General features: G+C 56.4%; 15 protein-coding genes and 2 tRNA genes. 13 read left to right on the plus strand and 4 right to left on the minus strand.

Features of this window, described 5'->3' with window-relative positions; translation table 11 throughout:
* Together SMC7_RS03115 and SMC7_RS03120 are read right to left on the minus strand one after the other, a co-directional pair.
* Window positions 1–608, minus strand: a 608-nt coding sequence (locus tag SMC7_RS03115) for a class I tRNA ligase family protein (RefSeq protein ID WP_165845096.1), incomplete at its 3' end; no start/stop codon positions are given.
* A 37-nt stretch (window positions 609–645) separates the two neighbouring features.
* A complete protein-coding gene (locus SMC7_RS03120; protein ID WP_165845097.1) occupies window positions 646–987 on the minus strand; it encodes a roadblock/LC7 domain-containing protein in 342 nt (113 codons plus the stop codon).
* Between the two features lie 170 nt (window positions 988–1,157).
* Here SMC7_RS03120 and rsfS point away from each other — a divergent pair, with 170 nt between their 5' ends.
* Window positions 1,158–1,541 carry a ribosome silencing factor gene (rsfS, locus tag SMC7_RS03125; protein ID WP_165845098.1) on the plus strand — a complete coding sequence of 128 codons (384 nt, stop codon included), beginning with the start codon at window positions 1,158–1,160 and terminating at the stop codon, window positions 1,539–1,541.
* A 74-nt stretch (window positions 1,542–1,615) separates the two neighbouring features.
* Complete coding sequence (locus SMC7_RS03130) at window positions 1,616–2,569, plus strand: NAD(P)/FAD-dependent oxidoreductase (RefSeq protein ID WP_165845099.1); 954 nt, start codon at window positions 1,616–1,618, stop codon at window positions 2,567–2,569.
* Between the two features lie 138 nt (window positions 2,570–2,707).
* Here SMC7_RS03130 and argF read toward each other — a convergent pair whose 3' ends face one another.
* Window positions 2,708–3,643 carry an ornithine carbamoyltransferase gene (argF, locus tag SMC7_RS03135; protein WP_119088922.1) on the minus strand — a complete coding sequence of 312 codons (936 nt, stop codon included), beginning with the start codon at window positions 3,641–3,643 and terminating at the stop codon, window positions 2,708–2,710.
* An 11-nt stretch (window positions 3,644–3,654) separates the two neighbouring features.
* Window positions 3,655–4,971 carry a cyclic 2,3-diphosphoglycerate synthase gene (locus SMC7_RS03140; protein ID WP_119088923.1) on the minus strand — a complete coding sequence of 439 codons (1,317 nt, stop codon included), beginning with the start codon at window positions 4,969–4,971 and terminating at the stop codon, window positions 3,655–3,657.
* Between the two features lie 242 nt (window positions 4,972–5,213).
* Between SMC7_RS03140 and SMC7_RS03145 the strand changes: the two genes are divergently transcribed.
* The 11 genes from SMC7_RS03145 to SMC7_RS03195 all read left to right on the plus strand — a co-directional run.
* Window positions 5,214–5,915: a PASTA domain-containing protein gene (locus SMC7_RS03145; protein ID WP_243620288.1), complete on the plus strand. Its 702-nt coding sequence runs from the start codon at window positions 5,214–5,216 to the stop codon at window positions 5,913–5,915.
* Window positions 5,912–6,574 (plus strand): ribulose-phosphate 3-epimerase, encoded by a 663-nt coding sequence (gene rpe, locus SMC7_RS03150; RefSeq protein WP_119088925.1) that lies wholly within the window; start codon window positions 5,912–5,914, stop codon window positions 6,572–6,574. Before SMC7_RS03145 ends, rpe begins: the two co-directional genes overlap by 4 nt.
* A gap of 11 nt (window positions 6,575–6,585) precedes the next feature.
* Window positions 6,586–7,245, plus strand: a complete 660-nt coding sequence (locus SMC7_RS03155) for a thiamine diphosphokinase (RefSeq protein WP_119088926.1) — start codon at window positions 6,586–6,588, stop codon at window positions 7,243–7,245.
* Between the two features lie 11 nt (window positions 7,246–7,256).
* The gene (gene tyrS / locus SMC7_RS03160; protein WP_119088927.1) at window positions 7,257–8,531 is read left to right on the plus strand and encodes a tyrosine--tRNA ligase; all 1,275 of its coding nucleotides are present in this window, start codon (window positions 7,257–7,259) and stop codon (window positions 8,529–8,531) included.
* 352 nt (window positions 8,532–8,883) lie between these two features.
* Window positions 8,884–9,492 carry a hypothetical protein gene (locus tag SMC7_RS03165; protein WP_119088928.1) on the plus strand — a complete coding sequence of 203 codons (609 nt, stop codon included), beginning with the start codon at window positions 8,884–8,886 and terminating at the stop codon, window positions 9,490–9,492.
* Between the two features lie 529 nt (window positions 9,493–10,021).
* Window positions 10,022–10,834, plus strand: coding sequence for a folate family ECF transporter S component (locus tag SMC7_RS03170; RefSeq protein WP_165845101.1), 813 nt, complete (start codon window positions 10,022–10,024; stop codon window positions 10,832–10,834).
* A 109-nt stretch (window positions 10,835–10,943) separates the two neighbouring features.
* Window positions 10,944–11,432 carry a molybdopterin-dependent oxidoreductase gene (locus SMC7_RS03175; protein ID WP_207798705.1) on the plus strand — a complete coding sequence of 163 codons (489 nt, stop codon included), beginning with the start codon at window positions 10,944–10,946 and terminating at the stop codon, window positions 11,430–11,432.
* Window positions 11,433–11,503: 71 nt separating this feature from the next.
* Window positions 11,504–11,580: transfer RNA gene (locus SMC7_RS03180), tRNA-Ile, on the plus strand.
* A 25-nt stretch (window positions 11,581–11,605) separates the two neighbouring features.
* A tRNA-Ala gene (locus SMC7_RS03185) sits at window positions 11,606–11,681 on the plus strand.
* Between the two features lie 20 nt (window positions 11,682–11,701).
* On the plus strand, window positions 11,702–12,979 hold the full coding sequence (gene ablA / locus SMC7_RS03190; protein WP_165845102.1) for a lysine 2,3-aminomutase: 1,278 nt from the start codon (window positions 11,702–11,704) through the stop codon (window positions 12,977–12,979).
* Window positions 12,980–12,984: 5 nt separating this feature from the next.
* On the plus strand, window positions 12,985–13,985 hold a 1,001-nt coding region (locus SMC7_RS03195; RefSeq protein WP_119088932.1), incomplete at its 3' end, for an aminotransferase class III-fold pyridoxal phosphate-dependent enzyme.

Consider the following 13,985-nt stretch of genomic DNA (forward strand, 5'->3'; position numbering starts at 1 on the left):
GACACGGAAACATCCCGCAGGCCGCCTCTCATGACGTTGACCATCTCGTTGTAGCGCATCGGAGGCTGTACGAAGTCCGGGTGCTGCTCGTACCAGGCAAGCAAAGCGTCCTGATATTTGGAGAGGCGGAAGAAGTAGTTCACTTCGGAGACGTGTTGCACCTCAAGGCCGCAATGGGGGCACTTGCCCTCCACAAGGTCTGACTCGAGCAGGAACGCCTCATCCTTGAGGCAGTACCAGCCGTCGTATGATCCTTTGTAGATGTCTCCCTGGTCGTAGAGTTTCTGGAACATCTCCTGCACGACCTTCATGTGGTCTGCATCAGTGGTCCGGATAAAGCGGGAATAGCTGATGCCCAGCCTGTCGAAGAGTGCTTTCCACGATGCGGCAGCCGTCGCGGCATACTGCTCCACAGGTTTTCCCATGGCCAATGCCGTTCGCTCGACTTTCTGCGAGTGCTCGTCTGTCCCCGTCGAGAACAGGACATTGTTGCCCAGTTTCCGATGATGCCGTGCGATGAAGTCGGCGGCGATGGTCTCCGACACCGAGCCGAGGTGCGGTTTGTCATTGATGTAATAAATGGCCGTCGTCAGGAAGTATCGATCCATGGCAACTCCTCCTGCTATGTCGGGTGTGGCGCGTCGCTCAGGCACGCTCCGAGAGGTCTTTGAGAGCGCGGCCCAGGGCAATTCTGATGGTGCCAAGATTGCTTTGCTTGGTGGTGAGGATGGAAAGGACTTTGTCCTTTGTCCGTACCATCATGATGCGCCCGGTCGTCGTCTCCACATCCAGCTCAGTCAGCTTTCCCATGTCGAGCTGGATGACAATCTGCTGCATGTATCCCGCAAAGGACAGAATCATGCCGCGCACGAGGGGGGGAGTAATGTCCATGTCTGAGGCCGTGTACAGGATGGCGCCGTCGAGATCGGTCAGAATGACGGCGAGAACACCCGAAGAAGACTTGAGTTTGTCTAGTGTCTCTTGCACCACGATCACCAGCCTTTCTGTCTCTCGAAATGTGGTCTGAAACATATGTCTGAACACTGAATATGATACGTGCAAAAAGGGTTTTGTGCAACGAGGGAGCAGTGACGTTGTGTTCCGAACGTCAGACCGTACAATGGACCCGCAGGGCCATCTGTTGGTGTGAGGTGCTCATGAACGGAAAACGACTTGCAAACCGGATTGTCAACGAGTGTGAGAAGATGGGGGTCGAGGCGGTCAGATCGATTGACGTCAGGAAACGGACCCCCTTCTTCGATTTCCTGGTCATTGCCACGGTCGACAACACGGTTCTGGCCGACGCACTGCTTCGCAAGGTGGCAAAGGCTGTTGAGCTTGATGCCGGGGTCGTCACATTCATCGAATCGTCACCCGAATCCGACTGGGTCGTGTGCGACTACGGGGATACCGTTCTTCATGTGTTCGTTGGCGCCGATGTCCGGGAACACTACAACCTCGAGGGTCTCTGGTCGCCGTCGTTCAGGGAACGAAGAAGGGTTGCTCCTCCTGCGCCTGGAGACCGTCTTGATACGGAGTAGGCACGGATGGTTGCGGCTCTGCAGGTTCCGCGTATACTGATGCATATACCCTATGGGGTATATGGAGGTGGATGATGAGTGAACGCACTACCGATATTCTGATCATAGGAGCCGGGCCTGCAGGTCTGGCTGGTGCCCTGTATGCCAGCCGGTCGCTGGTCAAGACGATTGTGCTGGAACGCATGAGCGTGGGGGGACTGGTTCTCTCGACCGAATGGATCGACAATTACCCTGGATTTCCTGATGGCATTGCTGCGCCTGAACTCATGGACCGCATGCGTCGGCAGGCGGAACGGTTCGGTGCGGAATTCGTATCGGATGAGGCACTCTCGCTCAATAGGACAGACATGGGTTTTAGTGTCACGACTGCCGGGGGAACAATGTATCAGGCTGGTTCGGTCATCGTAGCAACGGGCGCGATGCCGAGGGTTCTTCCTGTGAAAGAGGAATCGAAGTACCGTGGACGGGGCATCAGCTACTGTGCTACCTGTGATGCTGCATTCTTTAAGGGGAAGCCGGTCGCGGTGGTAGGTGGCGGTGGTTCCGCCGTCGAAGAGGCACTGGTGCTTGCGCGCGGTTGCAGCAAGGTGAGCGTGGTGTTTCCGCTCGACTCGCTCCAGGCAGAACCGATCCTGATTGAACAACTGGGAGCGTTTTCGAATGTCGAATTCGTTCCGGGTGCGGCCCCCGCAGCCGTTGAGGGAGAGGGAAAGGTAGAGCGACTTCGGCTGCGCCTTTCTGCTGGAGGGGAGAAGACGCTGGAGGTTGCAGCTGTGTTCGTGGCCATGGAATTTGTTCCCACAGGAGACCTCCTCAAGGGACTGGTTGAAGTCGACGCCCAGGGCTATGTTGTGATTCCCGAATCGACGGAGACGGGTGTTCCCGGTCTCTACATAGCAGGAGACGTACGACGCAAATCGCTGAAGCAGATTGTGACCGCAGTGGCTGACGGAGCAGTTGCTGCACAGAGAGCAGGTATATACGTACGAAGCAGAAAGGGGAAAAAGAATGGCACTCCTGAGAACTGAGGACGTTGAACTACTACGAAGTCGTTTTGCCCAAGATCTGGTCAGTCCGGAGACGCTCAACTAGTCCTGCGACACGCATAACAAAAAGGCCGGGGTTCCCCCCGGCCTCTGTCCATAGTGTACGATTCTGTAGAGTTGCTAGCCGAGGAGAAGAGCCAGGACCGCTTTCTGGATATGCAGCCTGTTCTCGGCCTGGTCGAACACCACGCTCTGAGGGCCGTCCATGACTTCGTCAGTGATCTCTTCGCCACGGTGAGCCGGCAGACAGTGCAGCACGATGGCATCGTTCTTGGCGTGCCCCATGAGATCAGCAGTAAGAGAGAAGGGACGCATGACTTTCACGCGTTCCTCATGCTCCGCTTCCTGACCCATGGAAGCCCAGACGTCGGTATAGACGACGTCGACATCCTGGACCGAAACGAGAGGATCGTTGGTCACGAGGACAGAGCTATCGCTCTGCTTGGCGATCTCAGTTGCAGTCTTGACGATGTCTTCCCTGGGTTCGAACCCCTTGGGTGATGCGATGGCGATGTTCATGCCAACGCGCGCGGCTCCGAGCAGCAGGGAGTTCGCGACATTGTTGCCGTCGCCGACGTAGGCGAGTCTAAGACCCTTGAGGGGACCCTTCTTCTCGCGGATTGTCATGAGGTCCCCCAGGATCTGGCAGGGATGACTCAAGTCGGACAGGGCGTTGATGATTGGGGAATCGCTGTTGGCGGCAAGGTCGACAAGGTCCTGATGGGCGAACACGCGTGCAACGATGCCTGCGACGTAGCGCGAGAGGACATGTGCGGTGTCCGAGATCGTCTCACCCCGATGCAGCTGCATGTCGTTCGCGTTGAGGTACAAGGCGTGAGCCCCGAGTTCGAACGCGGCGACTTCAAACGATACCCTGGTACGGGTGGAAGCTTTCTGGAAGATCATGGCAACAGACTTCCCTTCCAAGTAGTGCTCCTGCTTTCCCACCATGGAATCCATCTTCAGTTTGTCGCCAAACGAGATGATCTCGAGGATCTCCTCTTTCGAGAAGTCCTTGAGGCAAAGCAGATCCCTTCCTTTGAGTTTTGTGGCCATAATCCCCCCGGTCAGATGAAACCAAATTTCTTCAGGACGTCGACGATGGTTGGTGAGCCAATCTCCTGCAGTTCGTAGGTGACGCGGACCGACGGCTTGGAGAGTTTCAAGACGCGGAGCAGGTCAATGGGTGTGCCCATGACGACGACATCGCACGGGGTTGCCTCGATGGTCTGGCGCAAATCTTCGATCTGCTCATCGCTGTAGCCCATGGCTGGCAGGATGCTCATTTTCTGGGTGTACTTCTCGAACGTGGCCTTGATGGAGCCGACCGCATAGGGATGAGGGTCGACGATCTCGGCTGCGCCATATTTCATGGCAGCGACATATCCAGCACCGTACGTCATTTCACCGTGTGTGAGCGTGGGACCGTCCTCGATCACCAGAACCCGCTTGCCGCGGATCATATCCGGGTGTTGGACGAACACAGGAGAAGCCGCCTCGATCATAATGGCCTTGGGGTTCACCTTGTACATGTTCTCGCGGACTTCGGACAGCTGTGCGGGAGTAGCTGAGTCGACCTTGTTGATCACAATGACGTCTGCCTGCCGGAAGTTGGTCTCGCCGGGATAGTACGTGAGTTCATTGCCAGCGCGCAGGGGATCGGCGACCGTGATCTTGAGGTCCGGAACGTAGAACGAGAAGTCGTTGTTGCCGCCGTCCCAGATGATGACGTCTGCTTCCTTCTCTGCTTCGCGAACGATCATCTCATAGTCGACGCCGGCGTAGATAACGGCGCCCATGTCGATATGTGGCTCGTACTCCTCGCGCTCTTCGATCGTGCACTTATACTTGTCGAGGTCAGCATACGTGGCAAAACGCTCACAAGCCTGGGCTGCGAGGTCCCCGTAGGGCATCGGGTGGCGGATGGAGACGACCTTCTTGCCGGCGGCGTGCAGAGCGCGGACGACGGCGCGGCTGGTCTGGCTCTTGCCGGATCCCGTGCGAACGGCGCAGATGGAGATAACCGGCTTGCTGGACTTGATCTCGGTGCTCTTCGGGCCGAGCAGGGTGAAGTCGGCGCCATCGGCAAGGACCTGTGAAGCCTTGTGCATGACGTTCACATGCGGCTGGTCGGAGTACGCGAATACTACTTCATCGACATTGAGCTCAGCGATGAGCTTGTCGAGATCGGACTCTGGGTAGATTGGAATACCACTCGGATAGAGCTTGCCGGCCAAGGCGACAGGGTACTTCTTGTCGTCGATACCGGGGATCTGCGTAGCCGTGAATGCTACCACATCGTAGTCTGGGTTGTTCCGATAGACCACGTTGAAATTGTGGAAATCCCGGCCTGCAGCTCCCATGATCAAGACTCTTTTCTTCATAAAGCCTCCTCTACAGAGAATAAGGTCCAATGCCCGCTTCGGGGCGCTCTGATTTTACCGCCTTAGGCCTCGTTGTCAAATGACTTGCGCTCATTTGTGGTTGACTATTGGCAGCCGGCCATATAATGATTCAGAAGAGTGTTTGTGGATAGGCTACATGCGAAGTGTTGGTTCGGGTCTCAGCGGCCCGGCGAGATGTGGCAGATGGTTTGATTCATCCGCCTACAGGTGGAATGGCATTGATGAAACGAAACCCGTATAGATATCTGGCGGTGGTCGTGCTGATCTGTGTCCTGGCAGCTGTTGCCGGCTGTTCGTCCGGTACTACTGTTCGGGGCATGATCCAGGCTCCGGTCTTCGTGGGAGTGAGTCTTCGCGAAGCCGAGGCGAAAGCCGCGGAAGTGGGAGTGCTGGTTGAAGTGCAGTCTTCAGAGAGTTCGGACACGATGCCCTTGGATTTTGTCCTCAGACAGGACCCCGAACCTCAAACCATGGTGCAGAAGGGGCGTGTCATCACTGTGGTGACCAGTTCGGGACCCGTTTCTCTGACTCTTCCGGACTTTGTTGGTGGAAAATTCGAGGTGGCGCAGGCTTTCATTGTCGCGAATCGGCTGGTTCTGGGCGACCTCGTCGAGCAGGTCGACGCGAGTCCGGTTGGGACTGTTCTTGCCCAGAAACCTGTGGGCAATGCCGATGTCAACCAGGGGTCCGTCGTGACTCTTACGATCAGCAGAGGGACCATGACCACCATGCCCGATCTGGTTGGGCTGTCGCTGACTGAGTCGAAGAAGCGTCTGGGTGCCCTCGGGTTCTCGGTGAGCAAGGTCATCGTATCGCCTGAACTGACTCAACCTGCGCAGCTGGTGCTGAGACAGGAGCCGGCGGTCGGCGACGCCATCGAGAAAGGTGGCTGGATCGAGCTGACGGTGTCGAAAGTTCCATGATCGAGCAGCCACGCGTCAACGTGTCCATATCTGTCCTGGGCACGGACTTCACAGAGCTCGGGTATGCGCTTGAGCGGATTCGGCTGTCGGGAGCCGACAGTGTCCACCTGGATATCATGGACGGCCGATTCGTCCCAAACATTTCGTTTGGCTCGTCAATCGCCTCCGACATTGTCAGGGCATCAGGTCTTCCATGTTGTGCGCACCTGATGGTCCAGCACCCCGAGGATGCCTTCGACGCATTCGTCGGAGCGGGTGTGGCCGAGTTGCTCTTTCATGTGGAGGCGACGCGGTTCCCATTCCGGGCGCTTCAGCTCCTGAAAGGGGCCGGCATCCGCAGGGGTGTCGCTGTCAACCCCGCTACGCAGGTGGAGTCGGTTGTTCCTTTCCTGGACAATGTCGACACGGTGCTCTTGATGTCGGTGGAGCCCGGGTTTGGGGGCCAGTCGTTTTTCCCGGGGACGCTGGCAAAGGTGCGGGCGCTCCGTTCGGCCGCGGATCGGGCTGGAACGCCCCTTCGCATCGCTGTTGACGGGGGAGTAGATGCGTCGAACTCAGCAGCTCTTCGTGACGCGGGGGCAGACGAACTTGTGGCTGGGACGGCATTCTTCCGTGCCGCAGACCCTGCTGCATTCGTACGGCTCCTCAAGGGTGCCTGAGGAAAGCAACCATGCCTGCCGTGCCCACGATCGTCTTCGCCGGGGGAGACCCTGGCTCGTTGTCGTACCTGCGCACGGTTGACTATACAGACGCATTTCTGGTCGCCGTAGATCGTGGCTTGGCCGTGATGGCCGAGCTTGGGCTGACTCCTGACCTGTTTGTCGGCGACGGAGACTCCGTGGCCCCCGAGCTGCTGATGGGGCTGGACGGGGACCGCACCCGGGTGGTCATTCTGCCTGCACACAAGGATGTTTCCGACCTCGAGGCTGCGTTTGACGTGCTGGTGACAATGGAAAGACACGGCAGCGTGCTTGTGCTGGCTGGACTCGGCGGGAGACTCGATCACTGTCTGTTCAATCTTCAACTTGCAGCGCGGCACCTCGCTGACTTTGAAGACATCACGTTCGAGGATGACCGGTGTCTGGTCAGGGCGCTTACGTCCAGCAATGCCCTGCAGCTCCTGGCTGGCATGACCGTCTCATTTGTTCCTGTGACGCAGGAAGTTCAGTTGAGCCTGGCGGGATTCGAGTACCCTCTGTCGCACGCAGTTGTGCAGCAGGGATCGACGAGAACACTCAGCAATGTCGCCTGCGGCCTGGTTCAACAGGTTATCGTGGAGCGCGGCACCGTTGTCATGATTGCCTGGAAGGTACAGAGCGACATTCCATGAAAGAGGTGAAGATGAAAAAGGCACAGTTGGAGCAGGAGGTGCAGCGTCAGCTGAGTATCCTCCGGCGTGGAACAGCGGAAATTGTGAGCGAAGAAGGCCTGGCAACCAAGATCAGGAGTTCCCTCGTTTCGGGGAAGCCATTACGGGTAAAGCTGGGAGCGGATCCAAGTGCGCCCGACCTGCATCTCGGGCATGCGGTGGTTCTCGACAAGTTGCGTCAGTTTCAGGACCTGGGCCACCAGATCGTGTTCATCATTGGCGACTATACCGGCAGGATCGGGGATCCGTCCGGACGCTCCAAGACACGCCCAGCCCTGACCGGGGAACAGATCGATGCCAATGCCAGGACATATTTCGAGCAGGTCTATCGCATTCTTGACCCGCAGAAGACTGAGGTTCGCTACAACGGCGAATGGCTGTCCAGACTGACATTTGAAGAGATTATCCGCCTCGCCTCACGGTTCACCATCCAGCAGATCCTGGAGCGCGACGATTTCTCCAAGCGCTACCATAGCCAGGTCCCGATCTTCTTCCATGAGTTATTCTATCCCCTCATGCAGGCATATGATTCAGTGGCTGTCGAGGCAGACGTCGAGTTGGGTGGCACGGACCAGAAGTTCAATTTCCTGCTCGCTCGCCAATTGCAGGAACAGGTCGGCCAGGTTGCGCAGGTTGCATTCATGATGCCCATCCTGCCTGGACTCGATGGCGTTCACAAGATGAGCAAGAGTCTGGACAACTACATTGGCATAGCAGAGAACGCCGTGGACATGTACGGCAAGTGCATGTCGATTCCGGACGGGTTGATGGAGGCGTATTTCACGCTTCTGACCAGCATGCCGGAACCAGAGGTACAGGCTGTCGTGGCAGGTATCGCAGACGGCTCCGTGCACCCGATGACTGCCAAGAAGCGTCTGGCATTCCTCGTCACTGAGCGTTTCCATGGAACAGAGGACGCGGCGGCTGCACAGGCCAACTTTGAGAATGTATTCAGCAAGAGGGCATCGACTGCGTCTGCTGACATCGCTTATGAGGACGTTACACTGCCGACCGAGTTTGCCGGCTTGCCCGACGTTGCGGTCATGGACCTGCTGTTTGGCTTGGGGGCCGTGCCGTCGAAGTCGGAAGCCCGCCGTCTGATCCAACAGGGTGGCATCGAAATTGAGGGGCAGCGTGTTGCCGACATCGGGTTCCGGGTCAGTCTGGGCCACTCGCCCATCCACATGCGGGTTGGCAAGAAGCGGTTCCTGGCGGTCAATCTCCAGAAGGCCAATGACCATGAATAGAACCGTCAAATGAACAGGGGCACTTGCTTGGAGGTATTAACGCTCAAACAGCAGTTTGTGCGCCAGTCATTCGTGCCTAGGATTATTCAAAGTGTCGCCCCAAAGACAAGGGCCAAAGTGCTACTAGATAATGAAGTACATCATCAGCACCTGGAAGGAACTGCTTGGAAATGCCCCATATGTGTTGTGTTTACGACTGAACAGACAGCGCACTCGAGTATAGGACTGCTGAGAACTACAAGAAATATGGAGGCATATCAATGGGAAGAAGAATCCTAAGAATCCAGCCTCTTGTAGAAGCAATATCTGAACTACTGCAATCCTGCCGTAGATGGACATAAAGAGAACAATCTTGGGAAGCATAAACGTGGTTGCGGAGACTCACTTTTTTCTTAAACCCAAATTGATACTCTCTTTGAAGGGAACTAGTATTACCGAACAAGGCAAAAAGTATGTTCTTGGTTGCAGCAACTGTTTTGAGTATTGGGAAAAGAGCCGAGGCGAGAGATTCTTTGATATGGGAACTCTAATACGATTGGGAACGGAGATAGAGAAAGGGCTGAAGTATTATTACATGGAGAAGATGGGATACAAGAATTTGCAGGACCTGAAGAACGATCGCAGGTGTAAACGTGGCATCTTTCAACGAGTTCATCCTTCGACAAGTCGCAACACGGTTGTAGACCTGTTTATGGATCAATTGGAGTATGATCTAAACAGCAATTCCAAATTTAGGAAGATACAGCAAATTATGCTTTATCGAAACCTTTATGCACACAATTCAGGGCTACTTGATGACGAGTTTCTAGCACGCTATAAAGAATTGCCATCGATTGATTTGCCGTTGCCTCCCGAAACACAGAAGAGCTGTCGCTATGAAGATACTTACTATTTTGAACCACTAGAAGCAATAGGTGACTACATTGAAGATACTCGATGCTTCTTCAAAGAGTTGCCCTAGACATTGTGTCAGGCAAACACTATGTGTAGCGCCGTTTCCCTGGCACCAAAGGGACAACTATGAGCATGAGTACTGCAAAGTAGTCGCAAGATGCTTAAGGCAAGTGACAGTCCAAATTCGGAAGCCCAACAAGGAAATTGCCGGCTAGTACGACATCTCCACTTCAGACCTAAGGAGGCAATGATTGGCGATTTGGGATCAGGTTCTTGATCCTGCAATTCTTGTGAATGAAGAGAATAGTGGATTTCTGTCTAGGCAAGCATAGATTGCAGGATATGAAAATCAAAATGGGAATATCTTCTTTGGTTGGCTAATCCTTCCTAAAGACGCGGTGGCGCGTTACTCGATGTCGCTGCTCTTGCGCGTCTGTTTGCAGGATCTTCGTGCGCCTTGGAGGCGCACGAGAGGGAAGAGCGAGTGATTCGATTTGGTAAAGGACGCATCGAGTAGCTGGTGGTTCCTGCGTCTCATGCTGTATCGCGACGATTGGCTCTCCGCCAAGCAGGCAAGTGGGGAAAGGGGAATTGTGATGGCGAACCTCGAAGAACGCAATTCGGTATTGGAGAGGGAGATTGTCAAGCATGTCGACCAAGGCTGGAGAGTCGTCAGCCAAATGCAGACGTCCGTTCAGCTAACCCGAGACAAGCGTGTGAACTGGCTCATTGCCCTCCTTCTTGCCTTAGTACTCATCGTGCCCGCCGTTCTCTATCTCTTGCTCTACAAGGGGACTGAGAACCTTTATCTAGAGGTAAGGGAAGATGGCCAAGTCGTAGAACATCGTAATCCCGTTGAAGGGAAACCGGATCGCGCCCGCATAGCCATCAGAGTCCTGACACTGGACGGGCTTATGATTGGGCTGAGCATTGTTCTGACGCGTCTCATGTCGCTGAACGTTCCCATTGGAGGGGGCATCGGGGCCAGGATAGGTCTCGGGCATCTCCCGATTGTGGTTACCGGCATCGTTGCAGGCCCGCTCAGCGGATTGCTGGTTGGAGCTGCTGCTGACTTGGTCGGTTTCGCCATCTGGCCTTCTGGGACCTTCATTATCTGGCAGATAACGGCAATTTCGGCTCTCAACGGTGTCATCCCCTGGGTATTTGTAAAGCTGGGATGGCCACGGTCGCGCACTGCGCGGATATGGATAGGGGTGACCGTCGCGCGCCTGCTGCTCAGTGTTGGCTGGTTGCCGCTGGTACTGCATGACGTCGAGGGGCTGCCATACTGGTCCGTGGTTGCCGGCCAAGCTGCAGCCAGTGTCGTGATGGTTCCGGCGACGGCGTTCTTTGTGGACGTGCTCGTGAAGGCCTACGAGCGTTCCGGATATGGGCGTCTTCCAGCGTAGACCTTCTGGCGGTCCGGAATTCGTATCGCGACCCGATCGGCCACGAGTTCCTCCTGGCCAGTCGGTCACGACATCGTTCCCTACCCTGACGGCTGAGCAGGTACTATCGGTGGACGTGAACAACTTCACGTTCAGGTTCTGGGGCGAGGTACGGGAGCCGACCGAAATGACATGGCAGCAACTCATGACCGTGAAGCATACGATCCTGACGGCCGACTTCCATTGTGTCACTGGATGGTCGATGCTAGAGACCGAGTGGGGCGGAGCGTTGGTGCGCGACGTCCTGGAGGCAGCGCACGTCGAGTTGTCCACGTCGGCTCGATTCGTCATGGCTCACTGTACCACGGAGTTCACGACGAATCTCCCGCTCGAGGCCCTGCTCGCCGACGACACGATGCTGGTCTGGGAATGGAACAGGCTTCCCCTCACGAGCGAGCACGGCGGACCCCTCCGGCTTCTTGTACCGTCGCTTTACGCCTGGAAGGACGCCAAGTGGGTATCCGGCTTCGAGTTCCTGACAGAGGATCGTCCCGGGTTCTGGGAATCGCGTGGCTATCATATGCATGGAGACCCGTGGAAGGAAGAGCGCTACGGCTGAGAGCCATTCCTGCGACTTGACATCAGGGTGATTCCCTGTAAAATAAAATGTTGGAAAAGGAAGCTGCAAGTGGGCCTCTAGCTCAGCTGGTTAGAGCGCGTCCCTGATAAGGACGAGGTCTCTGGTCCGAATCCAGAGAGGCCCACCATTTCGTAGTTCGTGTCTTCATACGTGGGGATGTGGCTCAGTTGGGAGAGCGCATGGTTTGCATCCATGAGGTCGCGGGTTCAAATCCCGCCATCTCCACCATCGAGAGGAGGAGGTGTTCCTTGTCGAGTCGCAAGTACACTGATGTTCCCCTCTGGAAGAACGTGCCGCAGCACGACTGGGACGATTGGCGCTGGCAGGTTGCCAATCGCATACAGACAGTCGAAACACTATCCCAGGTCATCCATATCACCGATGAGCAGAAGGCTGGTGTTATCAGCGCACTCTCCAGGTTCCGCATGGCGATCACACCCTACTACGCCACACTCATCGACCAGAACAGCCCGGATGATCCCATCTTCAAACAGTGCGTTCCCACGGCACTGGAACTGCAGTCTGCGCCCAGCGATCTGGACGATCCCCTCTATGAGGAGGTCGATTCCCCCGTCCACGGCCTGACGCATCGATACCCCGATCGCGTGCTCTTTCTCATTACGGACCAGTGTGGCATGTATTGCCGTCACTGCACCCGCAGACGCCTAGCAGGCATGACTGACGCACGACGCTCCAGGGGCGAGGTCGACGCGGCAATCGGCTACATTCGTGAGCACGAGGAGGTGCGGGACGTCCTCCTGTCCGGTGGTGACGCGCTGCTCGTCGACGACGAGTTCCTCGAGTATGTCATCAGTGAGGTCCACAAGATTCAGCACGTGGAGGTGATACGCCTCGGCACGCGTGCCCCCGTGGTTCTCCCTCAGCGCATCACGCCCGAACTCTGCGCCATGCTGCGCAAGTACCATCCACTGTGGCTCAACACGCAGTTCAACCACCCCAGCGAGGTGACGCCCGAGTCGAGCAAGGCTATCGCGATGCTGGCCGACGCGGGGATCCCGGTTGGCAACCAGTCCGTCCTCCTGAAGGGGATCAACGATTGCCCCTATATCATGAAAGAACTCATTCAGAAGCTCGTGGCTATCCGTGTCAGACCCTACTATATTTACCAGTGCGATCTGACCAGCGGTATCAGTCACTTCCGTACCTCTGTTTACAAGGGTATTGAGATCATGGAGTTTCTGCGCGGTCACACGAGCGGCTTCTCTGTGCCGCAATTTGTTGTCGACGCGCCGCATGGCGGTGGCAAGATCCCGGTCAGTCCCAACTACATTCTCTCCATGTCTCCCGACCGCATCGTGCTTCGAAACTACGAGGGCGTCATCGTGTCATATCCCGAGCCCGAAGACACCAGGAGCCGTTGTCCGGAGCCATGCGTCATCTGTGATACGCAGAAGCGCAAGGTGCCGCCGGAGGGCATCGCCAAGATATTCACGCAGGACGCCTATGACCTGACACCGCCAGGCACGTTGCGCGAAAAGCGTCGTGAGCACTATTCAAAGGAGTGATGACAATGGCTAAGAACAACTATATTGACCTCAAGACCGCGATCCCAGGGCCCAAGGGCATGGAATGGTATGCGCGTGACCGCGCCGCCATTTCGCCTTCGTATGTTCGCCCATATGTCCTCGTGGCCGACCATGCTGAGGGCCTGGAGGTTGTGGACGTCGACGGCAACACGTATCTGGACTTCACGGCCGGGGTCGCCGTCAACAGTACCGGTCATCGTCATCCCGAAGTTATCAAGGCCATCAAGGACCAGGCAGACAAGCTGGTGCACATGTCCGGTACGGACTTCTTCTACCCGATTCAGATTGTGCTCGCAGAGAAAATCCAGGAAATCGCGCCTGGTCCGACCGAGAAGATGGTCTGGTACGGGAACTCTGGAGCCGAGGCTGTCGAGGCCGGCCTGAAGCTTGCACGCTGGCACTCGAGGCGCCCGCTGGCGCTTGCGTTCTTTGGCGGGTTTCACGGTCGCACCTACGGCGCCGTCACGCTGTCGGGTTCAAAGGCGAAGCACCGCGAAGGATTCTCGCCCATGCTTCAGGGCGTCGTTCATGTTCCCTACGCCTACTGCTATCGGTGCCCCCTTGGTCTCGAACCGGAGACATGCGAATTCCGCTGCATCGGTATGATCGAAGAAGTCATGGAGCGTATTGCTCCACCTTCGGATATAGCTGTCATGGTGGTCGAGCCGATCCAGGGCGAGGGTGGGTATGTCGTGCCACCGCCCGGCTACTTCCAGAAACTGCGGCAGCTCACCGAAGAGCGAGGTATCCTGCTGATGCTCGATGAAGTGCAGAGTGGCATGGGCCGTACCGGCAAGATGTTCGCCATCGAGCATTGGGATACAGAGCCCGACATCATGGCTATCGCGAAGGGTGTTGCTTCGGGTCTTCCTCTGGGCATCATGGTCGCCAAGAAGACTGTCATGGACTGGAAACAGGGCGCCCACGGCTCGACCTTTGGAGGAAATCCACTGAGTTGTGCTGCAGCGCTCAAGACGATCGAGCT

The sequence above is a fragment of the Candidatus Cryosericum terrychapinii genome (assembly GCF_003570925.1).
GTDB lineage: Bacteria > Caldisericota > Caldisericia > Cryosericales > Cryosericaceae > Cryosericum > Cryosericum terrychapinii.